Below are 23134 nucleotides of genomic sequence, written 5' to 3'. Positions count from 1 at the left end.
CGGGCGCCGGTCCCCGACCGTCTCAGGCGCGCAGCTCCTGCGTACAGCACTTCACGCTGCCGCCGCCCTTGAGCAGCTCGCCCAGGTCCATGCCGATCGGCTCGAAACCGCGCTCGCGCAGCGGCCGGTAGAGCCCCACCGCGGCCTGCGGCAGCAGTACGTGCCGGCCGTCGCTCACCGCGTTCAGGCCGAGCGCCGCCGCGTCCTCCTCCTCGGCGATCAGCGCGTCCGGGAAGAGCCGGCGGAGCACCGCGCGGCTGCCCGGCGAGAACGCGCCCGGGTAGTACATGATCTCGTCGGCCGCCTCGTCCAGGACGCACAGCGCCGTGTCCAGGTGGTAGTAGCGCGGGTCCACCAGCTCCAGGCCGATCACCGGGCGGCCGAAGAACTCCTGCGCCTCGTCGTGCGAGAGGGGACTGGAGCGGAAGCCGCGCCCGGCCAGGATGTACGTGGCGGTGACGGCGAAGTCGCCCTCGCCCTCGTTGATGTGGTCGGGTTCGTGGACGTCGGTGAAGCCGTGCGCCCGGAACCAGTCCCGGTGCACCGCGGCCTCGGGCACGCGCTCGGCGTGGGCGAACCGGGCCAGGAGCACCCGGCCCTCGATGACGGTGGCGCCGTTGGCGGCGAACACCATGTCGGGGAGATCGATACGGGGCTCCAGCAGCTCCACGGTGTGGCCGAGGGAGCGGTAGCGGTCGCGCAGGTCTTCCCATTGGGTGAGGGCGAGCGGCAGGTCGACCGGTTTCGCGGGATCCATCCACGGGTTGATGGAGTACGTCACCTTGAAGTGCGTGGGTGGGCACATCAGGTAGCGGCGGGGTGATGCGTCACGAGGCAAAGAAGGCTCCTCACGGACGGCTGGGTGCACGGTGTGTGCGTGGATGCCATGGTGCGCCGTGCGGGGCCGTCGCGCAGTGGACCGTACGGGTGGTTCACCGCGCGTTCACGAGGCACCACCGCGAGAAGATGAGACGAAACGTCTCGCCTCGGTCCGCTGTTAGATTGACGACATGGCTGAGACCAAGGCACCCGACTCCACGCGCCGCAGCGAACGCTCCCGCCGCGCCATCTACGACGCCGCCCTCGCCCTCGTCGCCGAGGTCGGCTACGCCAAGACCACCATCGAGGGCATCGCCGCCCGCGCCGGCGTCGGCAAGCAGACCATCTACCGCTGGTGGCCCTCCAAGGCGGCCGTCCTCCTTGAGGCCTTCCTCGACCTCGGCCGGCAGGCCAACGAGGCGCTCGGCGGTGACGCCGACAGCGAGATCCCGGACACCGGCGACCTCGAAGCGGACCTCAAGTTCGTGCTGCGCGCCACGGTGGACGAGATGACCGACCCGAAGTTCGAGGCCCCCTCGCGCGCCCTCGCCGCCGAGGGCGTGGTCAACCCCGAGCTGGGTGCCCGGTTCGTGGAGCAACTGCTGGAACCGCAGCTCCAGCTGTACGCCAAGCGCCTGGCCGCCGCCCAGGAGGCGGGCCAGGTCCGCGCCGGAATCGACCTCCGTATCGCCCTGGAGCTGTTCACCGGCCCCCTCGCCCACCGCTGGCTGCTGCGCACCCAGCCGCTCAGCCATGCGTACGCGGACAGACTCGTCGAATACGCCCTGTACGGCCTCGCTCCGCGATGACCCGCCGCAGGTCGTGTCCGCGAAGTCCCCGCTGCCCTGCGGCGGACGACGCCGCTTCGCGGGCACTCCCCGGCCCCGGGCCGCGCCCCCTCGGCGAACGCCTGCGCGACCGGCGCGTGTAGCCGCTCACGCCCGGCGGCCGCTGACGCGGTGCGAATCTGCCCATACCGCCGCAAGGTGAACGGCTCGGTGGCGCCGGGGAATCGACCGCCCCACCCCGGTTGAGGACTCCGGTCACCGAGGACTCAGGATGGTGGGACCATGGCAGGGACCGCAGGGCTCGGCAGAGGTGTGAGGGGATAGATGGGCGACGGGATCGGCCGCTACCGCGGCACGGAGAGCAAACTCGCACAGTGGCTGCGCCGGCGCCCCAGGAAAACCGCCGCCGCCGACACCCCGAGCCGCGAAGATCTGCTCCTGGCCGCCGCCGCCTCGGGACTACCGCTCGCCCCCGCGGCCTATCCGGTCGGCTACCGCTGTTCCTGCGAACGCGTCGGCTGTCCCACCCCGGCCCGCCATCCCGTCTCCTTCGCCTGGCAGACCCAGTCCACCACCGACCGCGCCCAGATCGAGCGGTGGGCCCAGGGCGAGCCGCAAGCCAACTTCATCACCGCGACCGGCATGGTCCACGACGTCCTGGACGTTCCGTTGGAGGCCGGTCGCGCCGCGTTGGAGCGACTGCTCCGCGAGGGCGTCGACGTCGGTCCGGTCGCCGAGTCCGGGGCTCCCGCCACTCCGCACGACACGGGCGGAGGCGGCCGGATGCTGTTCTTCACCGCCACCCGGGGCACGCCCGAGGACGAGGACGAGTGGTGGCCGTGCGAGCTGGACTGCCACCCGGAGACGATGGACGAGCACCCGGGGCTGCGCTGGCACTGCCGCGGCTCCTACGTCCTGGTCCCGCCCGCCCGGCTCCCCGGTGAGCTGGGCGTGGACTGGGTGCGCGGCCCCGAGCACCCGCTGCCCGACCCGCTGACGCTGCTGGAGGCGCTCACCGACGCGTGCGCCCGCCACGCGGACCAGTGCGACGACCACGACCACCACACGGTGGCCTGGCCCCTCAGCCGCTGACCGGAGCCGCTGACCGGAGCCGCCGGCCGTTGACCGCCGCCGCGGCCCGCTGCCGACCGGCGCCTACGAGCCCGTCGCCGACGTCACGCCCTGCAGCCGCCCCAGGATGGTCACCTGGTCCGACGTCGCGCCGGCCGGCTTGACCAGAACCGCCTGGCTGGACACCCACTCCTTGGTGAGGGCGCTCCTGACCTCTCCGGTCATCAGCGCCCGTACCTCCTCGCTGACCTTCGGCCGGTACCCGGGAGCGGCCGTCTGCCGGTCGTAGAAGCGCGTCGCGAAGAAGACCAGCGCGCCGCCGTCCTGGGTCGTCAGCCCCAGCGGGACGTAGTCGCCGGTGTCCAGGGGCTGGTCCACGTACTGCGTGGAGAGCCCGGGCCGGAGGGCGACCTTCTGCCGCTCCTCCCGCCACAGCGAGGTGTGCGGCCCGGCGGTGAAGTGCGCCGGCTTGCCGGTCTGGAGGTACGAGGCGTACTCCTCGCTCAGGTTCTTCGGCGCGACCGCGAGCGCGGTGGAGTCCGGCTCGGCGGGCTCGGCCCATCCGTCCTGGTCGGTCTTGAACTTCGGCACCCCGTCGGCGGAGAGGATCGTCAGATACGCGACCTCCCACAGCTGGTCGGGTCCGTTGCGTACGAAGACGAGCACCCAGCGGTTGTCGTCCGCGCCCTGGTCGGCGTCCCGGTTGGAGTCGGTGTCCGCGAGGAACCAGCGCGGCCAGCCCGCCTTCTTCGGGATGGCGAACCGGGCGTCGGTGAGCTCCAGCGGCCGGTGGTCGGGGTTGCCGCCGGGGTTGGTGATGCTGCGGGACTTCAGCCCCGCCTGGTTGATCGCCCCGAGCGCGCCGGTGACCCGCCCCGCGTCGAGGGCGGGGTCGTAGGCCTTGTCGGCCGCGTTGTAGGCGTCGGTGAAATCCTTCAGCGCCCGCTCGGCCTCGGCGTTCGTCGCCGTCGGCATGACCTCAAGCTCGCCGTGCACCGTCACGCACCCGCTCGCCGTCAGCGCCAGCACCGTCGTCACGAGCGCCGTCGCCACCCGACCCAGCCTTCTCATCGGTTGCCTCGCTCCTCGACCCCCATAGGACCGTCCGAACCCTACCGGGACCGGGAAGGGCCCCGACGCCGGGCTCCTGTTCCGTCCGGCGCCGTACCCGCCGGCCGTCGCGTGCTTCAATGCCGACGTGAACGCCGATGTGAACTGTGCCTATGACGTCCTCGCCGTCTTCTGCGGACCCGATGGCCGCCACGGCAACCTCCTCGGTGTCGTACGCGACACCCGCGGCTGCCCGGACGAGGCGTCACGGCAGGCGCTCGCCAAGCAACTCGGCTTCAGCGAGACGGTGTTCGTGGACGACCCGGAGCGCGGCGTCGTGGACATCTACACGCCCGGGGTGCGCCTGCCGTTCGCCGGGCATCCGCTCGTGGGCGCGGCCTGGCTGCTCGACCTGGAGGTGGTGAACCCGCCGGCCGGCGAGGTGTGGGCGCGGCAGGACGGCGAGTTCACCTGGATCACCGCCCGCGCGCAGTGGGCGCCGCCGCGCACGCTGCGGCAGTACGGGGCGGCCGCTGAGGTCGACGCGCTGGAGGTGCCGCCGCCGGGCGAGTGGCTGTACGCGTGGGCGTGGGAGGACGAGGCGGCCGGCCGCGTACGGGCGCGGGCGTTCCCGGGGCGCGGCGACGGGATCGAGGAGGACGAGGCGACGGGCGCGGCCGCCCTGCTGCTCACCGCGCGCCTGAACCGGGCGCTGAACATCACGCAGGGCCGGGGATCGCAACTGCTGACGGCTCCCGGCCCGGACGGCACGATCGAACTCGGCGGCCGTGTACGGGAGATCAGGCGCTGAGCGGGAACTCGGCCCCCAGCTCACGGAAGACGGCCCCGTTGAAGTCGAAGGCGCGCCTGCACTCCTCGATGATCCGCTGCTTCTCCAGGTCGTCGGCGTCCACCCGGTCCAGCAGCTCCCGGTAACCGCGCTTGAACGCGGCCGGGTTGGGGATCTGCTCGAAGACGTAGAAGCGCACGCCGTCGCCCTTGCGCGCGAAGCCCCAGGTCCGCTCGGCCTTGTCGCGGATGATCTGGCCGCCCGACAGGTCGCCCAGGTACCGCGTGTAGTGGTGGGCGACGTACCCGGCCGGCCAGGCGCGGGCGCACTCCTCGACCCGGGCGGCGTACGCGGCGGTGGCGGGCAGCGGCGTCAGCCCCGCACGCCAGCCGGCGCCGCGCAGATGGGCCAGGTCCCGCTCCAGCGCGGCGGTGCGGAACAGCTCCGGCTGGATGAACGGCCCGGCGACCGGATCGTCCCGCAGCGCGTCGGCGGCTCCCTCCAGCGCCCGGTACACGAACCACAGCTGCTCGGTGTAGCGGGCGTACGCCGCCACTCCCAGCCGGCCACCGAGCAGATCGCTCATGAAGGTCGAGTTCTCCGCTTCGGTGTGCTGCTGGTGCGATGCCGTGCGGATGAGCGTCGAGAACGGGGTGACGGTGGCGCGTGCGTCCAAGGCGGGCCTCCGGGGACCGAGGGGACGGGATGTGGCAGCCGAGGCCGCCACCACCGCCGATCTTCCTGCTTAGGCTTGCCTAAGTCAATGGGTTCCCGACGGTCTGTCGGTAAAACGGTACCCGCCGCAGGCGTCAGGGCAACGTGAGGATCTCGGCACCGGTGTCCGTCACGACGAGCGTGTGCTCGAACTGCGCGGTCCGCTTGCGGTCCTTCGTCACCACCGTCCAGCCGTCGTCCCACATGTCGTACTCGTGCGTGCCCAGCGTCAGCATCGGCTCGATGGTGAACGTCATGCCGGGCTGGATGACCGTCGTCGCGTGCGGGGAGTCGTAGTGCGGGATGATCAGGCCCGAGTGGAACGACGAGTTGATCCCGTGCCCGGTGAAGTCGCGGACGACGCCGTAGCCGAAGCGCTTGGCGTACGACTCGATGACCCGGCCGATGACGTTGATCTGGCGGCCCGGCTTGACGGCCTTGATGGCGCGGTTGAGCGACTCGCGGGTCCGCTCCACGAGCAGGCGCGACTCCTCGTCGACGTCGCCGCACAGGTAGGTGGCGTTGTTGTCGCCGTGTACGCCGTTGATGTAGGCGGTGACGTCGAGATTGACGATGTCCCCGTCACGCAGGACGGTGGAGTCCGGGATGCCGTGGCAGATGACCTCGTTGACGGAGGCGCACAGCGACTTCGGAAAGCCCCGGTAGCCGAGCGTCGACGGGTACGCCCCGTGGTCGCACATGAACTCGTGCGCGACCCGGTCCAGCTCGTCCGTGGTCACGCCCGGCGCGATGTGCTTGGCGGCCTCCTCCATCGCCCGCGCGGCGATGCGGCCCGCGATGCGCATCCGCTCGATGGTGTCGGAATCCTGCACCTCCGGGCCGGTGTACGGCGTCGGGGCGGGCTTCCCCACGTACTCGGGACGGCGGATGGATCCGGGAACGGAACGGATGGGGGACAGTTCCCCAGGTACGAGCAGCGACTGGCCAGACATGTCAGCGAGTCTAACCAGGGCTGCCGGGGCACCATTGCGACAGAGGAAGGAGCCCAGGATGGCCCTGTTCAAGAGGCGCACGGTCGGCAAGCCCGGTGAGTGGTACTACTGCCTGAAGCACCGCACGGTGGAGGAGGGTCCGGAGTGCCGGGCCGCCGACCGCTTCGGCCCGTACGCCACCCGCGAGGAAGCGACCCACGCGATGGAGACGGCCCGGGAGCGCAACCTCCAGTGGGAGACCGACCCCAGGTGGCACGACACCCCACCGGACACCCCCCGCGACACGGACTGACCCCCCGCCGGGGACCGCCCCCCGCCGCCCCGCCCCGCCCTCGGACTCGGCAACCGGATTTCCACGCGGTGGGCAGCCGGGGCCGAGGCGGACGGGCTACCGGCGCGGGCGGGTCACCAGCGCGGGCAGGTCACCAGCGCGGCGGTGGCGGCGACGTCAGGTGGTCGGTGAGGCGGGAGAGGCGGTCGCGGAAGCGGCGGCCCGTGCGGGGGAGAGAGGGCAGGGTGTTCTCGCCCGCCGCCGCGCTCACCAGGTGCTGCACCACGTCGAGGTCCACGTCGTCCGCCTCCGTCACCGTCAGCGCCTCGTGCGCCAGCGCGTGCACCTCCCGGTCCCCGCCGTTCAGCGACAGCACCCGCGCCCCCGCCCGCCGTGCGTCGTGGACCCGCTCCAGCAGCGCCCCGCCCGGCCGGTCCGGCGCCACCACCAGCAGCGTCGCGCCCCGCCCGGCCGACTCCAGCCGCCCCAGGCCCACGGCGAGGTGCGCCGGGTCCGCCGGCCGCACCCGGTGCCGTACCAGCGTGGGCGCCAGCTCGGGCTGGCCCGACCACGCCGCCTCGTCCACCAAATGCGCGGCCAGGTGCCACGGCTCGTACTCCGCGGTGCCCACCAGCAGCAGCCCGCCGCCCTGCGGCACCACCGATGACCGCAGCGCCCCGGCGAACCGGCGGGCTGCCGCGGGCCACTCCGTACCGGCAAGGACCTCACGCAGCAGTGCGACTCGTACGGCGTCCATGCCGCCGCATCATGCCGCGGCGGCCGGGGCCGGGCGGGCGGATCGGTCACACGTCACCCGGACGTGGCGGCGGCACGTAGTGTCAAGACCATGACTGCTTCCACCACTTCCAAGGACCCCTGGGACCTGCCCGACGTCTCCGGCCTCGTCGTGGGCGTCCTCGGCGGCACCGGTGACCAGGGCCGGGGCCTCGCCTACCGGCTCGCCCGCGCCGGACAGAAGGTGATCATCGGCTCGCGCGCCGCCGAGCGCGCCGAGTCCGCCGCCACCGGGATCGGGCTGGGCGTCGAGGGCGCCGACAACGCCGAGTGCGCGCGCCGCAGCGACATCGTGATCGTCGCCGTGCCGTGGGACGGGCACGCCAGGACCCTTGAGTCGCTGCGCGAGGAACTGCGCGGCAAGCTCGTGATCGACTGTGTGAACCCGCTCGGCTTCGACAAGAAGGGCGCCTACGCCCTCAAGCCCGAGGAGGGCAGCGCCGCCGAACAGGCCGCCGCCCTGCTGCCGGACTCCCGCGTGACCGCCGCCTTCCACCACCTGTCCGCCGTGCTCCTCCAGGACGCGACGATCGACGCGATCGACACGGACGTGATGGTGCTGGGCGAGTCCCGCGCGGACACCGATCTCGTGCAGGCCCTGGCCGCCCGTATCCCGGGCATGCGCGGCGTCTTCGCGGGACGGCTGCGCAACGCGCACCAGGTGGAGTCGCTGGTCGCCAACCTGATCTCGGTCAACCGCCGGTACAAGGCGCACGCCGGGCTGCGCGTGACCGACGTCTAGCTCGGGTCGGGCATGGGGGACACTGGACGGGCACGTTTCACGCCGTACCCGGACAGGAGCCCACCCCCATGCCCCGCCTCGCTCTGTACGCCCTCGTCGTCTGCGTCCTCGCCGTCACCGCGGCCGTGGTCTCCTTCGTCCAGGGCACCTGGCTCGGCATCGTGTGGGTGCTGCTGGCCGGCGTCTCCTCGAACATGGCGTGGTACTACCACCGCCGCGGGACGAACGTCACCCGCTGACGATCTCCTGGCAGGTCGCGCTCTGCTCCTGCCAGAAGAGGTACAGGTCCCACCCGCAGTACGTCTCCAACTGCGCGATGCCCAGGCCCTCCATGACCGTGTGCACCAGCGCGAAGAAGGCGTCCCGCACTCCGGGGACGAAGAAGAGGAAGGCGAAGACGGCCAGCAGGCCGTAGGCGGCGTACGGCTGGATCTGCCGGCGGATCTTGTACGAGAGCCACGGCTCGATCACGCCGTAACCGTCCAGGCCGGGCACCGGCAGGAAGTTCAGGATCACCGCCGACACCTCCAGCAGCGCCAGGAACGCGAGCGCGAAGCGGAACGACACCGGTACGCCGTCCAGCACGCCCAGCCAGAACGGCGCGGTGAACAGGACCACGCAGACGGCGTTCGTCAGCGGACCGGCCGCCGAGACCAGACTGCGCTTGACGCGGCTGCGGATACGGTCCTGCTCGATGAAGACCGCGCCGCCCGGCAGACCGAGACCACCGAGGATGACGAACACGACCGGCAGCACGATGCTCAGCAACGGGTGCGTGTACTTCAGCGGGTTGAGGGTCAGATAGCCCTTCGCGCCGATCGTGATGTCACCGCCGTGGTGGGCGGTGCGGGCGTGCGCGTACTCGTGCAGGCACAGCGAGACGATCCAGCCGGACGTCACGAACAGGAAGACGGCCAGGCCGAGGTTGGCCGAGAAGCCCGTCCACACCGCCCATCCGGTGACCACCATGATCGCGGCGATCCCGAGGAAGACCGGGCTGACCGTCCGGTCGCTGTGGCGGGTGGTGGCGGTGGCCATGGCGGCTCCTGAGGCTGGCGGGCTGCTGTGCCACACGACCGTATCGGACCGCCGGGACAACGCCCCGGGCGGGCGGACGGGTTCCAGGAGCGGCCGGGAAGGACATGCGAAGGACACGGGAAGGGCAAAGGGCCGGTGCGCGGGTGCGCACCAGCCCGAGGCGGGTCCTCGGTGGGAAGGGGCGGCCGGGCGGCCGGGCGATCGACGGCCCGGGCGCACCTGGCGCGGAGGGTGTACGACGTCGTACCCGGCGACGGTGGCGGACCCGGCGGACCGGGCGGACCGGGCGGACCGGGCGGACCGGGCGGATCCGGTGGACCCGGCGGACCCGGCGGACCAGGCGGACCCGGTGTCGGGTACGACCGGATCACGACCGGGTCACCGGCAGCCTGGTGGAGCTGACCCGGCGAGGGTCAGGAGGAGGCCGCGCCGGTGGCGTAGTCGCCGAAGCCGACCCAGTCGAGCATCACGCACGGCTCGTCGCCGACCACCCAGGCGTCGTGCCCGGGCGCGACCTGGACGAAGTCGCCGGGTCCCGCCTCGCCCTCGGTGCCGTCGTCCATGACGATCTTCATCCGGCCGCTGAGGACGTAACCCGTGTGAGCCGCCTGGCAGCTGTCCGTGCCGGCGATGGGCTTGACGTGCTTGGACCACTGCCAACCCGGCTCGAAGACTGCCCGGCCGACCGGTCCCTGGTCCGTGTTGAGCAGATCGAGCCTGCCCTTGCCCTCCTCGAAGGGACGGGTCTCATCCGCGGATTCGAAGCTTCTGCGCACGATCGTGGCCATGATCTACGCCTCCTGACGGAGAAGTGTGTGGAGAGCCTCCGAGTCCTCTTCCAGGCTACGCCCGGAGCCGGACCGGGCCACGGGAAAGCCCGACAGCCCGCCGATGGGGGAAGTCGGCGGGCTGTCGTCCGTACCGGGAGTGGCTAGTGGAAGGTGTGCTCTTCCTGCGGGAACGTTCCGCCGACCACGTCGTCGGCGAACGCCCGCGCCGCGTCGCCCAGCGTCCGGCGGAGGTCGGCGTACTGCTTGGTGAAGCGCGGGACCTTGCCGCCGGTCAGGCCCGCCATGTCGGTCCACACGAGCACCTGCGCGTCGGTGTCGGGGCCGGCACCGATGCCGATGGTCGGGATGTGCAGCGAGCGGGTCACCTCGGCGGCCAGTTCGGCGGGGACGAGCTCCAGGACGACCGCGAAGGCGCCCGCGTCCTGCGCGGCCTTGGCGTCGCGCAGCAGCCGGTGGGCGGCCTCGTCGCCGCGGCCCTGGACCCGGTAGCCCATGGTGTTGACGGACTGCGGGGTCAGCCCCAGGTGCGACATGACGGGGATGCCGGCCTGGACGAGCATCTCGGTCTGGGGCAGCGAACGCTCGCCGCCCTCCAGCTTGACCGCGCCGACGCCCGCTTCCTTGACCAGCCGCGTGGCGGACCGCAGGGCCTGCACGGGCCCTTCCTGGTACGAGCCGAAGGGCAGGTCGCCGACGACGAGGGCGCGCCTGGTGCCCCGCACGACGGCGGCGGACAGGATGAGGACCTCGTCGAGCGTGACCGGCACGGTGGACTCGTAGCCGAGGTGGCAGTTGCCCATCGAGTCGCCGACCAGCATGACCGGGATGCCGGCCTCGTCGAAGACGGACGCGGTCATCGCGTCGTACGCGGTGAGCATGGGCCACTTCTCGCCGCGCTCCTTGGCGGCGGCGATGTCATGGACGGTGATGCGGCGAGTCCCCTTGCCGCCGTACAGCGCCTTGCCGCTGTCGGCGGGCTGCTTCGGGGCAGCCTGAAGCGTCATGGAAACGGCTCCTTCGTCATCTCGAGGCGCCCTCACGGCGTCCCCGGACCACGTCCATGGTGGCACTTCGTGCCGCGCGGGGGGAAGTGGGACGGGCAAGACCCGGCCACCGGCCGCCGGCCGTCGTTTGTGCGCGTTTCGTCACAGCGGCCGCCTCACCCGTAACCCCAGGAACCCGCCGCGCCGCCGCGTCGTCCTCGTGGCAGTACGGCCGTCCCGCGATCCCCTAGTGTCGGGGACCGGCACGGCGTGTACGGCACAGCACGACAGGCAAGGCAGCAGTGAGTGAGGACGGCGGCATGGCGCGGGTGGACGTGACGGAGACGGGGAACGGCGGCGCACAGGGGCAGCGCACCGGATCCCGGGTCCGGTCGGTGGTCGACCGCTGGCGTGACGATCCGGGTATCTGGCGGCGTGGCCTGCTCCTCGCGGGCTGCGCCATGCTGGTGACGCTGCTGATGATCTTCCACGCCGAGATCCCGAACGCGATCGGCAACCTGGGCAGCCTGACGGAGACGTTCCTGCCGTGGCTCGGCGTCCTCGTCGTGGTGATCGCGGCGGCGGCGCTGCTGCGCCGTTCGGCCACCGCGCTGATCGCGGCCCTGCTGCCCGGCGTGGTCTGGCTGAACCTCTTCGGCGGCCTCGTCACCGACAAGTCCGGCTCCGGGGGCGACCTGATGGTCGTCACGCACAACGTCAACGCCGACAACCCCGACCCCGAGGGCACCGCCCGCCAGGTCGCCGGCTCGGGGGCGGACATCGTGGCGCTGGAGGAGCTGAAGCCGGGGATGGTCCCGGTGTACGAACAGGCGCTGGCCGACACCTACCCGTACCACTCCGTGCAGGGCACGGTGGGCCTGTGGAGCAAGTACCCCATGAGCGGCAGCCGGCCCGTGGACATCCGGCTGGGCTGGACCCGGGCGATGCGCGCCACCGTCACCGCGCCCAAGGGCGAGGTGGCCGTCTACGTCGCCCACCTGCCGTCGGTGCGGGTCAAGCTGAACGCCGGGTTCACCGCCAACCAGCGCGACGACAGCGCCGACGCGCTCGGCGAGGCCATCGCCCGCGAGGACCTGGACAAGGTGATCCTCCTCGGCGACCTCAACGGCACGATGAACGACCGGTCGCTCAACGCCGTGACGTCCCAGATGCGCTCCACACAGGGCGCGGCCGGTGACGGCATGGGGTTCAGCTGGCCGGCCGCGTTCCCGCTGGCGCGGATCGACCAGATCATGGTCAAGGGCGTCGAGCCGGTCGCGTCGTGGACGCTGCCGGAGACGGACAGCGACCACCTGCCGATCGCGGCGCGCGTCACCCTCTGAGCCTTCGAATCAGGAGATCTGACGGCAATCTTCCGTTCACCGCGGGGAACAATCGGCGTGACACCCTTTGTTCAGTAAGGGAACTTAGTAAGGGATCTCCAGCACGTCACGTCTCGAAAGGCCTGCCCTCATGCCCCTGGCGCTGCTCGCGCTCGCTGTGTCCGCCTTCGGCATCGGCACGACCGAATTCGTGATGATGGGCCTCCTGCCCAACGTCGCGGACGACCTGCACACCTCCGTCCCCACCGCCGGGTACCTGGTCTCGGCGTATGCGATCGGCGTCGTCATCGGCGCCCCGCTGCTCACCGCCTTCGGCTCCCGCGTCCCGCGCAAGCGGATGCTCCTGCTGCTGATGGCGCTGTTCACCGTGGGCAACCTCGCCTCCGCCCTCGCGCCCGGCTTCGGCTCCCTCCTCGCCGCCCGCGTGCTCGCCGGACTGCCGCACGGCGCGTTCTTCGGCGTCGGCGCGGTCGTCGCCTCCCGCCTGGTCAGTGAGGGGCGGCAGGCGCGCGCGGTCGCCACGATGTTCCTCGGCCTGACCGTCGCCAACATCGTGGGCGTCCCCGCCGCGACCCTGCTGGGCCAGCACCTCGGCTGGCGCGCCACGTTCCTGGTGGTCACGGTGATCGGCCTCCTCGCCATGGCCGCGCTCGCCCGGCTCATCCCCCACGTACCCCTCGACGCGCACCAGAGCGTCGGCCGCGAACTGCGGGCCCTCCTCGACCGCCAGGTGTGGCTCGGCCTGCTGACGGCCGTCTTCGGCTTTGCGGGCGTCTTCGCCGTCTACTCGTACCTCGCCTCGATGACCACGGAGGTCATGGGCTTCGGCGAATCGTCCGTCACCCTGGTCCTCGCCCTCTTCGGCATCGGCATGACCCTCGGCGCACTCGCCGCCGGCCCGCTCACCGACCGCGCGCTGCGCCCCACGCTGTACGGGTCGCTCGCCGCCCTCGCGCTGGTGCTGGTCGCCTTCCGCTTCACCGCGCACGTGCAGTGGGCCGCCCTGGTGACGGTCGTCGTGCTCGGCGCGGTCGGGTTCATGACGACCACGCCGCTCCAGATGCTGGTCATGAACAAGGCCCGGCACGCCCCCACCCTGGCCTCGGCCTCCAACCACTCGGCGTTCAACCTCGCCAACGCGGGCGGCGCCTGGCTCGGCGGCGTCGCCATCGCGGCCGGCTGGGGCTGGACCTCGCCGACGCTGGTCGGGGCGGCGCTGGCGGTGGCGGGCCTGGCCATCGCGGTGACCGCCGGGCTCATGGACCGTACGGCGAAGGGGACCTCCCGCGTCGTGGCGGGAAGCCCCCGGTCGCAGCGGCGCGTCAGCTCGTCGTCTCGCGCCAGCGGTTCGTGATCGGCAGGCGCCGGTCCTTGCCGAAGCCCTTGGCCGAGATCTTGGTGCCCGGCGGGTACTGGCGCCGCTTGTACTCCGCGGCGTCCACCAACCGCAGCGTCCTGGCCACCAGCTCCTCGTCGTAACCGGCGGCGACGATCGCCTCCTTGCCCTGGTCGCGGTCGACGTACAGCTCCAGGATCCGGTCCAGGACGTCGTAGTCGGGCAGCGAGTCCGTGTCCACCTGGCCCGGGCGCAGCTCCGCGCTCGGGGGCTTGGACAGGGAGTTCTCCGGGATGGGCGGCGTCTGGCCGCGCTCCTCGGCGGCGCGGTTGCGCCACCTCGCCAGCCGGAACACCGACGTCTTGTACACGTCCTTGATCGGCCCGTACGCGCCGACCGAGTCGCCGTACAGCGTCGAATAGCCCACCGCCAGCTCGGACTTGTTGCCCGGCGCGAGCACGATGTGGCCCTCCTGGTTGGAGATCGCCATCAGCATCGTGCCGCGCAGCCGCGACTGGAGGTTCTCCTCCGCGAGGCCCGTCAGGTTCAGCGCGCCCATGTACGCGTCGAACATCGGCTCGATCGGTACGGTGCGGAAGTTCAGCCCGGTACGGCGGGCCAGCTCGGCCGCGTCGCCCTTGGAGTGCTCGGAGCTGTACTTGGACGGCATCGACACGCCGTACACGTTCCGCGCGCCCAGCGCGTCGCAGGCGATCGCGGCCACGAGCGCCGAGTCGATGCCACCGGACAGGCCGATCAGCACCGAACGGAAACCATTCTTCGCGGCGTACGCGCGCAGGCCCACGACCAGCGCGGTGTACACCTCCTCGTCGTCGTCGAGGCGCTCCGCGTACCCGCCGGTCAGCTCCGGCTCGTACGCGGGCAGCGGCTCCTCGGAGAGGACGACCCGCTCGATCGTCAGCCCGTCGTCCACCGTGCCTTCCGGGGCGTCGGGGGACGCGGCCGGCAGGTCGAGGTCCAGGATCACGCTGCCCTCGGAGAACTGCGGGGCACGGGCCACGACCTCACCATTGGCGTCCACGACGATCGAGTCGCCGTCGAAGACCAGCTCGTCCTGGCCGCCGATCATCGCCAGGTAGGCGAGGGTGCAGCCCGCCTCCTGCGCCCGCTTGCGCACCAGCTCAAGGCGGACGTCGTCCTTGTTCTGCTCGTACGGCGAGGCGTTGACCGACAGCAGCAGCCCGGCGCGCGCGCTGCGGGCGGCCGGGACGCGGCCGCCCTCCTGCCACAGGTCCTCGCAGATGGCGAGCGCGACATCGACGCCGTGGACCCGTACGACGGGCAGGGTGTCGCCGGGCACGAAGTACCGGAACTCGTCGAAGACCCCGTAGTTCGGCAGGTGGTGCTTGGCGAACGACAGGACCACCTCGCCGCCGTACAGCACGGCGGCGGCGTTCTGCGGCGCGCCGGCGGGCTGGCCGAACCGGGGCTGGGCCTTCTCGGAGCGGTCCAGGTAGCCGACGACGACCGGGAGGCCCCCGAAGCCCTCCTCGGCCAGGCGCGCGGCGAGCGAGCGCAGCGCCGCGCGGGACGCCTCCACGAAGGACTGCCGCAGGGCCAGGTCCTCGACGGGGTAACCGGTCAGCACCATCTCGGGGAACGCGACGAGGTGCGCCCCCTGCTCGGCGGAGTGCCGGGTCCAGTGCACGACCGCCTCGGCGTTCGCGGCGAGATCGCCGACGGTCGAGTCGATCTGATTCAGAGCGAGGCGTAGTTGAGGCACGCGCTCAGTGTAATCGTCAGAGCGACACGATGCCTCGGGGCCCTTCGGGCGCCGCTCCGTGGCAGGCTGGCGTGCGGGGGAGAGCTACCAGTGAGCAGGGGGAGAGACGGTGGGCTGTGGACAGGTGGGGATACGGCGCGGGGCGGCGCGGGCCGGGGTGAGGGACGGGACGGGGGCCGGGGTGACAGGCGGGGTGAGGGCCGGGATGGCGGCCGGGGTGACAGACGGGATGGCGGCCGGGGTGGGGGTCGGGACGGGGGCCGGGGTGCGGGTCGGTGGAGTGCCGCACCACGTGACCGTCGAGGGCAGCGGCCCCGTGTGCGTCCTGAGCGCCGGGCTCGCGATGAGCTGGTTCGACTGGGACCCCGTCGTCCCGCTGCTGGCCCCGCACCGCACCGTCGTCCGCTTCGACCGCCCCGGCCACGGACTGAGCGGCCCGGCCGCCGTGGCGCCGTCCGCCGCCGGTGAGGCCCACCGCATCGCGGGGCTGCTGGACGCGCTCGGGCTCGGCGGTGCGCCGGTCACCGTCGTCGGGCACTCCATCGCCGGGTTCCACGCCGAGGCGTTCGCCCGGCTGTACCCCGACCGCACGGCCGGGGTCGTCCTCGTGGACGCGTCCGTCGAGGAGCACGCGCGCGTACCGGCCGCCCCCGCGGTCCGCACCGCGCTCGCCCGCGCCCTCGGCGCCGCGCTCACCGCCGTCGGGGCGCCCGCCGCGCTCGGCCCGCTCACCCGCCGCGCCGCGGTCCGCCTCTCCCGGCACGGCCACGCCCCGGACCCGGCCCCCGCCGCGCTCGTACGCCGCTGCTACGCCACGTCCCGCGTCTTTCGGGGCGCCCTCCTGGAGAACACCCACTACCGGGCCGTCGCCGCCGAGACCCTCGCCCTCCGCGACCGCCACCCGCTCCCGCCGGGCCTGCCCGTCACCGTGCTCGCCGCGCCCACGTCCGCCCGGTGGACCGCCCGCCAGCAGGCCCTGGCGGACCGGCTCGGCGCCCGCTTCGCGGCCGTTCCGGGCGCGGGCCACCTCGTCATGCTCGACCGGCCGGACGCGATAGCCGACGCCGTACTGGGCGCGCCGGACGCACCAAGGGCGTGACACACCAAGGGCGTGACGCGGCACCGCGTCACGCCCTTGCTCCCCGGGTCTCCCGGGACCAGCGGCCGTTACGGCGCGTACACCCGCTCCGCGAACTCCGCGACCTGCCGGTCCGACAGGTGACGGGCGAGGTCGGCCTCGCTGATCATGCCGACCAGGCGCTTGTTCTCGATCACGGGGAGCCGGCGGATCTGGTGGTCCTTCATCATCTGGAGGACCTCGGTCACATCCGCGTCGGCGTCGATCCAGCGCGGCGTACCCTTCGCCATGTCACCGGCCTTGACCTGCGACGGGTCGTGGCCCATGGCCACGCAGCCGACGACGATGTCGCGGTCGGTGAGAATGCCGCAGAGCCGCTCGTTCTCGTCCGCGATGGGCAGTGCGCCCACGTTGAGGTCGCGCATCATCTGCGCGGCCCGGTCGAGGGTCTCGTGTGCGGGGAGCCACTGGGCTCCCGGGTGCATGATGTCCTTGGCGGTGGTCATGGGGTGTTTGCCTCCGAAAAACGCCGTACGACGCCCTGTGTCGGTCCCCGAGCGCCTCCATTCTCATCGCGCCCCCACCACCCCGCGACCGCTGTACGGCCATACGGCCGCGCCGGGGAGGTTCCCGGCGCGGCCGTGGCGACGCGCACGCGGCCTACGGCTTCGCGCCGCGCTTCTTCAGCAGGTCGGCCATGAGCAGGATCTCCGACTCCTGGGCGTCGACCATGCCCTGCGCCAGCCGCCGTTCGACGCCGACCTCGCACCTCTCGACGCAGCCACGCGCCATGTGCACACCGCCCTTGTGGTGCTCAGTCATCAGCCGCAGGTACGTGATCTCCGCCTGCGTGCCGCTCGCGGCCCGCAAGGCGTCCAGCTGCGCCGCCGTGGCCATGCCCGGCATCAGCGCGCCGCCGCCGGCCGGGGCCGCGTGGTGGGACGGCGTACCCATCCACGCCATCGGCTCGCGGTCCGGCGCGACCTTCGGCAGGCCCCACAGGTCGAGCCATCCCAGCATCATGCCGCGCTGGTTGGCCTGGGTGTTGGCGATGTCGTACGCCAGCCGGCGCACCTCCTCGTCCCGCGTGCGGTCCCGCACGATGAACGACATCTCCACCGCCTGCTGGTGGTGCACCGCCATGTCCCGGGCGAACCCGGCATCCGCCGAATCCGCCGCCGGCGTGGGGGCGGCGGGAGACTCCGAGCCCCCGCCGCCCGCCGAGGCGACCGTCGCCGCCCCGGCGAAGAGCAGCGCGAGCACCACGGCGGTGACCGCCGCCCAGTGCGTACGGGTCACTGCTCGCCCATCCCGTTGGTGCACGCGGCACCGGGCTCGGGCGTCTGCGGACCCTGTACGTACTTGGTGAAGAAGGCGTCCACTCGCGGGTCGTCGGCGCCGTCCACGGTGACCTGCTTGCCCCAGGCGCTCAGCATGATCGGCCCGGCCTGCTCCTTGACCGGGCTCATGAAGGAGTACGAGGTCTTCCCGACCTTCTCCTCAAGCTTCTTCACGTCGGCGGCGGGGGCCTTGTCGTTGTACGTCACCCACACCGCGCCGTGCTCCAGCGAGTGAACGGCGTTCACCTCGGGGACCGGCTTCTTGTAGACGTTCCGGTCGCAGTTCATCCACACCTGGTGGTGGTCACCGCCGACCGGGGGCTTCATCGGGTACGTCACGGGCGTCGTGACGTGGTTGCGGCCCAGCTTCTTCGCGTCCCAGGACTTCTCGTCCTGGATCGGCGCCTTCGCCGCGGCCTCCTGCTGCTCCTGCTCCTCGTTCTCCTTGGTGAGCACGTACCCGCCGAAGCCGACGAGACCGGCGACCACGACCGTGCTCAGGGTGATGGTGATGATGCGGTTGCGGCGCTCGCGGGCCTTCTCGGCGCGGCGCATCTCCTCTATTCGGGCCCGGCGGTCGGCGGTGGAGGATCGGTTGGCGGCCATGGTGATCGATGTCCTTCGTCAGTGGTGGGGAGTGGGGAGTCGGGTTCGTGGTTCGGAAAGGACCCGGCCTAGGTCCGCAGAACCTGAAGGACATGGAGATCCGGCGCCCGCGGCCGCGCCCCGGAGCCGGCCGGCCGGCTGACGGTGGCGTCCGGCGCGGCCGGCCGCACGAGCCCGTCCGTGTGCGGGGGCGGGTCGAGCGGTGGGGCGGTGAGGACGGCGGGGGTGAGGTACGGGAAGAGCCGGCAGTCGCCCCGGTCGTAGGGGCACGTGTACTCGGGGTACCCCGAGGCGTGCTCCGTGGCCCCGGCGGCGAGCGTCATCCCGCGCGCGTGGGCGTCCTGCGGGGGCACCGGGGGAGGGGCGTGTGTGGTGCCGTGCGGGACGAGACAGACGAAGAGCGCGGCGAACAGCGTCGCCACGGCGCTCACCCGCGCCATGGGACGCACGATGCGTATGAGCCCCAGGCCCCCCATGGGCGCAGATGGTAATCGCCGCACGCCCGATCAGCTATCGCCACCGTCACGGCCGCCCCCGGCCGTCAGGCCTCCGCCCGCCCCTCACCGCCCTGCGCGCCCTGCCCGCTGTGCCCGGCCGTCACGCCTGCACCCGCCCCTCACCGCCCCGCGCGCTGCCCGCCGTGCCTCGCGTGGCCGTCCGACATGCTGAGCGCCAGCAGCGCCACGTCGTCGGCGACCTCGCCCGCGTACGACGACAGGTCACGCCACACCGCGCGGACCAGCTCCACGGGCGCGCCCGGCCGGACCCGCTCCGCCAGCGGGTAAAACGCGCCCGTCGCGTCCCGCGCCTCCGTCACCCCGTCCGTGTGCGCCAGCAGGACGTCCGCCGGCCGCAGCGGTACCGTCACCGCCTCCGGCGGCCGGAACTCCGCGAGCCCCAGCCCCAGCGGCGAACCCGGCTCCAGCTCCACCTCCCGCGTCCCGTCGCCGCCCACCAGCAGCGGCGCCGGATGGCCGCAGCTCAGCACCCGTACCGTCGAACCGTCCGGCGGGAACTCCAGGAGCACCGCCGTCGCGAACACCTCCGCGTCCCCCCGGTTCCCGCAGTCCACCACCAGCCGCCGGTCCAGCCGCGCGGCCACGCCCGCGAGTTCCGGCTCGTCGAGGACCGCCTCGCGGAACGTGCCCAGCAGCGCCGCCACCGTGCCGACCGCCGCCAGACCGTGCCCCTGCACGTCCGCCACGATCGCCCGCACCCCGAACGGGCCCGCCTGGACGTCGTACAGATCACCGCCCACCAGCGCCCCCCGCTCGGCTGCCCGGTACAGCGCGCCGCACCGCACCGGACCCACCCGTTCGGGGAGCGGCGGCAGGACGGCCAGCTGCGCGGCCTCGGCGAGCGTACGGACCGACACCAGCTGGGCGTCCCGGCGCACCCGCAGCCACGCCAGCCCGACGCTGACCACGCCGATGAGCCCGAACGCGAGCAGGTCACCGTGGGTGACGTCGTCGGCCCGGATCGCGGGGAAGAGCAGCAGTCCGAACATGGCGCTCGTCACCAGGGCGGTGCCGACGAACCCGTACACCAGAGACGTGAGCGGCGGCACCACGGCGAACAGGAAGCCGAGCTGCACGCTCCTGGGCGTATACAGCTGGACGATCACGAGCAGGATCACCGTCAGCCACGGGAGCAGGCGCAGCCACGCCGGCGGCCGACCGGTGCCGGGCAGCTCCTGGGCGCCACGGTCCATGCCACCAGTCTGCGAGGCCTGCGTTACCTACGCCACAGACCTCCAGGCACTATGGGTTCGCAACGTGCACGTAACCGTGTGGTGGCATGCTGGCCTGATCAGCGAGGATGGGTGTGGAAATGGACAAGCAGCAGGAATTTGTGCTCCGTACGCTCGAGGAGCGCGACATCCGCTTCGTGCGCCTGTGGTTCACGGACGTGCTCGGTTTCCTGAAGTCGGTCGCGGTGGCGCCCGCCGAGCTGGAGCAGGCCTTCGACGAGGGCATCGGCTTCGACGGCTCGGCGATCGAGGGCTTCGCCCGGGTGTACGAGTCGGACATGATCGCCAAGCCTGATCCGGCCACTTTCCAGATCCTGCCGTGGCGCGCTGAGGCTCCGGGCACGGCCCGGATGTTCTGCGACATCCTGATGCCCGACGGCTCGCCCTCCTTCGCCGACCCGCGCTACGTCCTCAAGCGCATCCTGGCCAAGACCTCGGACCTGGGCTTCACCTTCTACACCCACCCCGAGATCGAGTTCTTCCTGCTGAAGGACAAGCCGCTGGACGGTTCGCGCCCGACCCCGGCCGACAACTCCGGCTACTTCGACCACACCCCGCAGAACGTGGGCATGGACTTCCGCCGCCAGGCGATCACCATGCTCGAATCGATGGGCATCTCGGTCGAGTTCAGCCACCACGAGGGCGCGCCGGGCCAGCAGGAGATCGATCTCCGCTACGCCGACGCCCTGTCGACCGCCGACAACATCATGACGTTCCGCCTGGTCATGAAGCAGGTCGCGCTGGAGCAGGGCGTGCAGGCCACCTTCATGCCCAAGCCGTTCTCGGATTACCCGGGCTCCGGCATGCACACCCACCTCTCCCTCTTCGAAGGCGACCGGAACGCCTTCTACGAGTCGGGCGCCGAGTACCAGCTCTCCAAGGTCGGCCGCTCCTTCATCGCCGGCCTCCTGCGGCACGCCGCCGAGATCTCGGCCGTCACCAACCAGTGGGTCAACTCCTACAAGCGCATCTGGGGCGGCTCGACCCGCACCGCCGGCTCGGGCGGCGAGGCCCCCTCGTACATCTGCTGGGGCCACAACAACCGCTCGGCGCTGATCCGCGTCCCCATGTACAAGCCGGGCAAGACGGGCTCCGCCCGCGTCGAGGTCCGCTCCATCGACTCGGGCGCCAACCCGTACCTGACGTACGCGGTCCTCCTCGCCGCCGGCCTCAAGGGCATCGAGGAGGGCTACGAACTCCCGGCCGGCGCGGACGACGACGTATGGGCCCTCTCGGACGCCGAACGCCGCGCGATGGGCATCGAACCGCTCCCGCAGAACCTGGGCGAGGCGATCTCCCTGATGGAGCGCAGCGAACTGGTCGCCGAAACTCTCGGCGAGCACGTCTTCGACTTCTTCCTGCGCAACAAGAAGCAGGAGTGGGAGGAGTACCGCTCCGAGGTCACCGCCTTCGAGCTCCGCAAGAACCTGCCGGTCCTCTAAGCGCAGGTCAGGACAGGTTTCCCACCGATTCGACGGATGGGGCCGACAGTCGCGAACCGTCGGCCCCATCGCGGCTCACTGCCCCTGGGCCGTCTCTGGGCCGTCCGGCGTCGGATCGGCGCCCTCGTACAGGCCGTCCACCGCCTTCCGGGCCCGTGCGTCGCTGCTCGGCATGAGGTGCGTATAGACCCGGAGCGTGAACCCCGGATCGTTGTGTCCGAGGTAGTGGCTAAGTGCCTTGATGTTCTCGCCGGCGTCCAGTAGGACCGAGGCGTAGAAGTGCCTTAGCGCGTGCATGCCGTGTTCGCGGGCGGCCTGGTGGCGCTGGCCGGGCCTTGGCTCCGGGATCACCCCCGCGGTGACGAGAGCAGGCTTCCACACCCGGTCGTTGAAGTCGGTACGCCGAACCGCACCCGCGCCATCGAGACGGGTGAACAGCAGCCGCTTCGTGACTGGCGGACCATCCACCCGAAGCCAGGGCAGGGTGATCTCTACCGGGGGAAACGCCTCCATATGCTGTTTGAGGATTTGGGCCACGCGATCCGGCAAGGGAACGTCTCGGATCTTGTTCCGCTTCGGCGGGGCGAACACAAGACCCTCTTTCGTCACCTTCACCTGATTCACGATGTGCAGCCATCCGGAGTCGAAGCCGACCTCATCGACTGGTAAGCCGAAGATTTCCCCTTGTCGGAGTCCGCATCCGCCTCCGAGGTCGACTGTCGCGCGGTAGCGCTCTGGCAGTGCCGCCCGCACGGCGAAGACGCGCTCTGCGCTCCACGGCACAACGCGACCACTTCCCGCAGCAGGCGGGCGCACCGATTGCGCGTGGCAGGGGTTCTTCGACAGGTGGCCATCGTCGACGGCCGCGTTGAGGACCGTCGATACGTTGTTATAGATCACACGCCGATACGAGGACGCCGGGACGGCCCGTTCCAATTCGCTGAGCCAATCCCGGATGTGTTCCGGCTTGAACGAGCCGAGCGGTCGCGGCCCCAGATAGGGGATCGCGTGGCCGCGGATCGCGGACTCTACCGACTCCCGGGTGGTCATGTCGGTGGTCTGCGTGTTCAGCCACTTCTCGGCGTACTGCCGGAACGTCACTCGGCTGGCAGCAGGGTCCACGTACTGCCCCCGAGACATGTCCGCCTCGATGTGGGCAAGCCACTGGTCAGCCAGTCGCTTCTGTCCGTCGGGGAATGACTTGCTCTTCTCGGTGCCGTCCGGGCCGATGTAGCGAGCTCGGTAGCGCAGGCCGGCGCCGTAGCGCTCAGTCCGTACGCGGCGGGGCTTTCCGTTGGAGTTGGTTTCCGTCTTGTACCAGCGGTCTTGGATGTGGCCTGCCATGCGGCGGCGATCCTCTCTCGACATACAGCAGGGAGAGCCGCTGGGCAGCGGCTCTCCCTGCTGGTTCTCGTGGTGTTCGGCTAGGCGGCGTTCCGGTCGGCGCTCTTGCGCTCGGTGACGTAGGCGCGGACGTCGGCGGGGTCGTAGCGCAGGTGCTTGCCGATGCGGAAGCCGGGCGGGCCGGTCCGCTTCTTGCGCCACTGGTAGACGGTTTCGACGGGGACGCCGAAGATCTCGGCGATGTCGTCGGGGGTGAGGTACCGGTCGGGCAGTCCTCCTCGGAGAGTGGCGCGGGGGTCGGGGTCTGTCGGTTTTGCCATAGGGACTCCAAGCGGGGAGGGCCTGG

At 71.7% G+C, this 23134-nt stretch carries 26 protein-coding genes; 10 read left to right on the top strand and 16 right to left on the bottom strand.

The window, feature by feature from the left end:
• Nucleotides 1-22: 22 nt before the first annotated feature.
• Entirely contained in the window at nucleotides 23-868 is an 846-nt protein-coding gene (gene ddaH / locus QWM81_RS20050; RefSeq protein WP_353938319.1) for a dimethylargininase, read from the bottom strand.
• A gap of 142 nt (nucleotides 869-1010) precedes the next feature.
• Here ddaH and QWM81_RS20045 point away from each other — a divergent pair, with 142 nt between their 5' ends.
• The gene (locus QWM81_RS20045) at nucleotides 1011-1628 is read left to right on the top strand and encodes a TetR/AcrR family transcriptional regulator (protein WP_290113525.1); all 618 of its coding nucleotides are present in this window, start codon (nucleotides 1011-1013) and stop codon (nucleotides 1626-1628) included.
• 303 nt (nucleotides 1629-1931) lie between these two features.
• Entirely contained in the window at nucleotides 1932-2699 is a 768-nt protein-coding gene (locus QWM81_RS20040) for a bifunctional DNA primase/polymerase (RefSeq protein ID WP_290113524.1), read from the top strand.
• Nucleotides 2700-2762: 63 nt separating this feature from the next.
• On the opposite strand, the gene QWM81_RS20035 is transcribed toward QWM81_RS20040, so the two are convergent.
• A complete protein-coding gene (locus QWM81_RS20035) occupies nucleotides 2763-3749 on the bottom strand; it encodes an SCO2278 family lipoprotein (protein ID WP_290113523.1) in 987 nt (328 codons plus the stop codon).
• A gap of 127 nt (nucleotides 3750-3876) precedes the next feature.
• Between QWM81_RS20035 and QWM81_RS20030 the strand changes: the two genes are divergently transcribed.
• A complete protein-coding gene (locus QWM81_RS20030; protein ID WP_290113522.1) occupies nucleotides 3877-4539 on the top strand; it encodes a PhzF family phenazine biosynthesis protein in 663 nt (220 codons plus the stop codon).
• Here the strand turns inward: QWM81_RS20030 and QWM81_RS20025 are convergent.
• Together QWM81_RS20025 and map are read right to left on the bottom strand one after the other, a co-directional pair.
• Complete coding sequence (locus QWM81_RS20025) at nucleotides 4529-5194, bottom strand: biliverdin-producing heme oxygenase (protein ID WP_290113521.1); 666 nt, start codon at nucleotides 5192-5194, stop codon at nucleotides 4529-4531. The genes QWM81_RS20030 and QWM81_RS20025 overlap by 11 nt on opposite strands.
• A gap of 133 nt (nucleotides 5195-5327) precedes the next feature.
• Entirely contained in the window at nucleotides 5328-6185 is an 858-nt protein-coding gene (gene map / locus QWM81_RS20020; RefSeq protein ID WP_290113520.1) for a type I methionyl aminopeptidase, read from the bottom strand.
• 58 nt (nucleotides 6186-6243) lie between these two features.
• On the opposite strand from map, the gene QWM81_RS20015 reads away from it, so the two are divergent.
• Complete coding sequence (locus QWM81_RS20015) at nucleotides 6244-6477, top strand: hypothetical protein (RefSeq protein ID WP_290113518.1); 234 nt, start codon at nucleotides 6244-6246, stop codon at nucleotides 6475-6477.
• A gap of 130 nt (nucleotides 6478-6607) precedes the next feature.
• Here QWM81_RS20015 and QWM81_RS20010 read toward each other — a convergent pair whose 3' ends face one another.
• Complete coding sequence (locus tag QWM81_RS20010) at nucleotides 6608-7213, bottom strand: hypothetical protein (RefSeq protein WP_290113517.1); 606 nt, start codon at nucleotides 7211-7213, stop codon at nucleotides 6608-6610.
• A 90-nt stretch (nucleotides 7214-7303) separates the two neighbouring features.
• Between QWM81_RS20010 and npdG the strand changes: the two genes are divergently transcribed.
• Together npdG and QWM81_RS20000 are read left to right on the top strand one after the other, a co-directional pair.
• Nucleotides 7304-7993 carry an NADPH-dependent F420 reductase gene (npdG, locus tag QWM81_RS20005; RefSeq protein WP_290113516.1) on the top strand — a complete coding sequence of 230 codons (690 nt, stop codon included), beginning with the start codon at nucleotides 7304-7306 and terminating at the stop codon, nucleotides 7991-7993.
• 68 nt (nucleotides 7994-8061) lie between these two features.
• Nucleotides 8062-8232, top strand: coding sequence for a hypothetical protein (locus tag QWM81_RS20000; RefSeq protein WP_290113515.1), 171 nt, complete (start codon nucleotides 8062-8064; stop codon nucleotides 8230-8232).
• Here the strand turns inward: QWM81_RS20000 and QWM81_RS19995 are convergent.
• From QWM81_RS19995 to panB, 3 genes are all read right to left on the bottom strand, one after another.
• Nucleotides 8222-9031: a site-2 protease family protein gene (locus QWM81_RS19995; RefSeq protein WP_290113514.1), complete on the bottom strand. Its 810-nt coding sequence runs from the start codon at nucleotides 9029-9031 to the stop codon at nucleotides 8222-8224. The two genes, QWM81_RS20000 and QWM81_RS19995, sit on opposite strands and share 11 nt — an antisense overlap.
• Nucleotides 9032-9444: 413 nt before the next feature.
• A complete protein-coding gene (locus QWM81_RS19990) occupies nucleotides 9445-9819 on the bottom strand; it encodes a cupin domain-containing protein (RefSeq protein ID WP_290113513.1) in 375 nt (124 codons plus the stop codon).
• A 143-nt stretch (nucleotides 9820-9962) separates the two neighbouring features.
• Entirely contained in the window at nucleotides 9963-10826 is an 864-nt protein-coding gene (gene panB / locus QWM81_RS19985; protein WP_290113512.1) for a 3-methyl-2-oxobutanoate hydroxymethyltransferase, read from the bottom strand.
• A gap of 299 nt (nucleotides 10827-11125) precedes the next feature.
• On the opposite strand from panB, the gene QWM81_RS19980 reads away from it, so the two are divergent.
• Nucleotides 11126-12148, top strand: a complete 1023-nt coding sequence (locus tag QWM81_RS19980) for an endonuclease/exonuclease/phosphatase family protein (protein WP_290113511.1) — start codon at nucleotides 11126-11128, stop codon at nucleotides 12146-12148.
• Between the two features lie 130 nt (nucleotides 12149-12278).
• Nucleotides 12279-13502, top strand: a complete 1224-nt coding sequence (locus QWM81_RS19975; RefSeq protein WP_290113510.1) for an MFS transporter — start codon at nucleotides 12279-12281, stop codon at nucleotides 13500-13502.
• Here the strand turns inward: QWM81_RS19975 and QWM81_RS19970 are convergent.
• Nucleotides 13471-15228 (bottom strand): NAD+ synthase, encoded by a 1758-nt coding sequence (locus QWM81_RS19970; protein ID WP_290113509.1) that lies wholly within the window; start codon nucleotides 15226-15228, stop codon nucleotides 13471-13473. The two genes, QWM81_RS19975 and QWM81_RS19970, sit on opposite strands and share 32 nt — an antisense overlap.
• A gap of 229 nt (nucleotides 15229-15457) precedes the next feature.
• On the opposite strand from QWM81_RS19970, the gene QWM81_RS19965 reads away from it, so the two are divergent.
• Entirely contained in the window at nucleotides 15458-16327 is an 870-nt protein-coding gene (locus tag QWM81_RS19965; RefSeq protein ID WP_290113559.1) for an alpha/beta fold hydrolase, read from the top strand.
• Nucleotides 16328-16395: 68 nt separating this feature from the next.
• Here QWM81_RS19965 and QWM81_RS19960 read toward each other — a convergent pair whose 3' ends face one another.
• The 5 genes from QWM81_RS19960 to QWM81_RS19940 form a co-directional block, all read right to left on the bottom strand.
• Nucleotides 16396-16812: a CBS domain-containing protein gene (locus tag QWM81_RS19960; protein WP_290113508.1), complete on the bottom strand. Its 417-nt coding sequence runs from the start codon at nucleotides 16810-16812 to the stop codon at nucleotides 16396-16398.
• Between the two features lie 154 nt (nucleotides 16813-16966).
• Nucleotides 16967-17605 (bottom strand): DUF305 domain-containing protein, encoded by a 639-nt coding sequence (locus QWM81_RS19955; protein ID WP_290113507.1) that lies wholly within the window; start codon nucleotides 17603-17605, stop codon nucleotides 16967-16969.
• Nucleotides 17602-18252: a thioredoxin-like domain-containing protein gene (locus QWM81_RS19950; RefSeq protein WP_290113506.1), complete on the bottom strand. Its 651-nt coding sequence runs from the start codon at nucleotides 18250-18252 to the stop codon at nucleotides 17602-17604. The genes QWM81_RS19955 and QWM81_RS19950 overlap by 4 nt, the downstream gene beginning before the upstream one ends.
• Nucleotides 18253-18320: 68 nt before the next feature.
• The gene (locus QWM81_RS19945; protein ID WP_290113505.1) at nucleotides 18321-18728 is read right to left on the bottom strand and encodes a hypothetical protein; all 408 of its coding nucleotides are present in this window, start codon (nucleotides 18726-18728) and stop codon (nucleotides 18321-18323) included.
• Between the two features lie 140 nt (nucleotides 18729-18868).
• Nucleotides 18869-19963: a PP2C family protein-serine/threonine phosphatase gene (locus QWM81_RS19940; protein WP_290113504.1), complete on the bottom strand. Its 1095-nt coding sequence runs from the start codon at nucleotides 19961-19963 to the stop codon at nucleotides 18869-18871.
• 119 nt (nucleotides 19964-20082) lie between these two features.
• On the opposite strand from QWM81_RS19940, the gene QWM81_RS19935 reads away from it, so the two are divergent.
• The gene (locus QWM81_RS19935; protein ID WP_290113503.1) at nucleotides 20083-21444 is read left to right on the top strand and encodes a glutamine synthetase family protein; all 1362 of its coding nucleotides are present in this window, start codon (nucleotides 20083-20085) and stop codon (nucleotides 21442-21444) included.
• Nucleotides 21445-21519: 75 nt separating this feature from the next.
• Here QWM81_RS19935 and QWM81_RS19930 read toward each other — a convergent pair whose 3' ends face one another.
• Nucleotides 21520-22788 carry a tyrosine-type recombinase/integrase gene (locus QWM81_RS19930; RefSeq protein WP_290113502.1) on the bottom strand — a complete coding sequence of 423 codons (1269 nt, stop codon included), beginning with the start codon at nucleotides 22786-22788 and terminating at the stop codon, nucleotides 21520-21522.
• Nucleotides 22789-22868: 80 nt separating this feature from the next.
• A complete protein-coding gene (locus tag QWM81_RS19925) occupies nucleotides 22869-23108 on the bottom strand; it encodes a helix-turn-helix domain-containing protein (protein WP_290113501.1) in 240 nt (79 codons plus the stop codon).
• Between the last annotated feature and the right edge of the window lie 26 nt (nucleotides 23109-23134).

This window comes from Streptomyces ficellus, assembly GCF_030406405.1.
In the GTDB taxonomy this organism is placed as follows: domain Bacteria; phylum Actinomycetota; class Actinomycetes; order Streptomycetales; family Streptomycetaceae; genus Streptomyces; species Streptomyces ficellus_B.
Note: the sequence above shows the minus strand (reverse complement) of the source record. Positions and strands in the feature narration are given on the sequence as shown.

Bases quoted from the DNA above. Each gene is read 5' to 3' on its own strand.
- QWM81_RS20045 (WP_290113525.1), top strand. From the start codon at position 1,011: ATGGCTGAGACCAAGGCACCCGACTCCACGCGCCGCAGCGAACGCTCC.
- QWM81_RS20040 (WP_290113524.1), top strand. From the start codon at position 1,932: ATGGGCGACGGGATCGGCCGCTACCGCGGCACGGAGAGCAAACTCGCA.
- QWM81_RS20035 (WP_290113523.1), bottom strand. From the start codon at position 3,749: ATGAGAAGGCTGGGTCGGGTGGCGACGGCGCTCGTGACGACGGTGCTG.
- map (WP_290113520.1), bottom strand. From the start codon at position 6,185: ATGTCTGGCCAGTCGCTGCTCGTACCTGGGGAACTGTCCCCCATCCGT.
- QWM81_RS20015 (WP_290113518.1), top strand. From the start codon at position 6,244: ATGGCCCTGTTCAAGAGGCGCACGGTCGGCAAGCCCGGTGAGTGGTAC.
- QWM81_RS20010 (WP_290113517.1), bottom strand. From the start codon at position 7,213: ATGGACGCCGTACGAGTCGCACTGCTGCGTGAGGTCCTTGCCGGTACG.
- npdG (WP_290113516.1), top strand. From the start codon at position 7,304: ATGACTGCTTCCACCACTTCCAAGGACCCCTGGGACCTGCCCGACGTC.
- QWM81_RS20000 (WP_290113515.1), top strand. From the start codon at position 8,062: ATGCCCCGCCTCGCTCTGTACGCCCTCGTCGTCTGCGTCCTCGCCGTC.
- QWM81_RS19995 (WP_290113514.1), bottom strand. From the start codon at position 9,031: ATGGCCACCGCCACCACCCGCCACAGCGACCGGACGGTCAGCCCGGTC.
- QWM81_RS19990 (WP_290113513.1), bottom strand. From the start codon at position 9,819: ATGGCCACGATCGTGCGCAGAAGCTTCGAATCCGCGGATGAGACCCGT.
- panB (WP_290113512.1), bottom strand. From the start codon at position 10,826: ATGACGCTTCAGGCTGCCCCGAAGCAGCCCGCCGACAGCGGCAAGGCG.
- QWM81_RS19980 (WP_290113511.1), top strand. From the start codon at position 11,126: ATGGCGCGGGTGGACGTGACGGAGACGGGGAACGGCGGCGCACAGGGG.
- QWM81_RS19975 (WP_290113510.1), top strand. From the start codon at position 12,279: ATGCCCCTGGCGCTGCTCGCGCTCGCTGTGTCCGCCTTCGGCATCGGC.
- QWM81_RS19965 (WP_290113559.1), top strand. From the start codon at position 15,458: ATGGCGGCCGGGGTGGGGGTCGGGACGGGGGCCGGGGTGCGGGTCGGT.
- QWM81_RS19960 (WP_290113508.1), bottom strand. From the start codon at position 16,812: ATGACCACCGCCAAGGACATCATGCACCCGGGAGCCCAGTGGCTCCCC.
- QWM81_RS19950 (WP_290113506.1), bottom strand. From the start codon at position 18,252: ATGGCCGCCAACCGATCCTCCACCGCCGACCGCCGGGCCCGAATAGAG.
- QWM81_RS19945 (WP_290113505.1), bottom strand. From the start codon at position 18,728: ATGGGGGGCCTGGGGCTCATACGCATCGTGCGTCCCATGGCGCGGGTG.
- QWM81_RS19940 (WP_290113504.1), bottom strand. From the start codon at position 19,963: ATGGACCGTGGCGCCCAGGAGCTGCCCGGCACCGGTCGGCCGCCGGCG.
- QWM81_RS19935 (WP_290113503.1), top strand. From the start codon at position 20,083: ATGGACAAGCAGCAGGAATTTGTGCTCCGTACGCTCGAGGAGCGCGAC.
- QWM81_RS19930 (WP_290113502.1), bottom strand. From the start codon at position 22,788: ATGGCAGGCCACATCCAAGACCGCTGGTACAAGACGGAAACCAACTCC.
- QWM81_RS19925 (WP_290113501.1), bottom strand. From the start codon at position 23,108: ATGGCAAAACCGACAGACCCCGACCCCCGCGCCACTCTCCGAGGAGGA.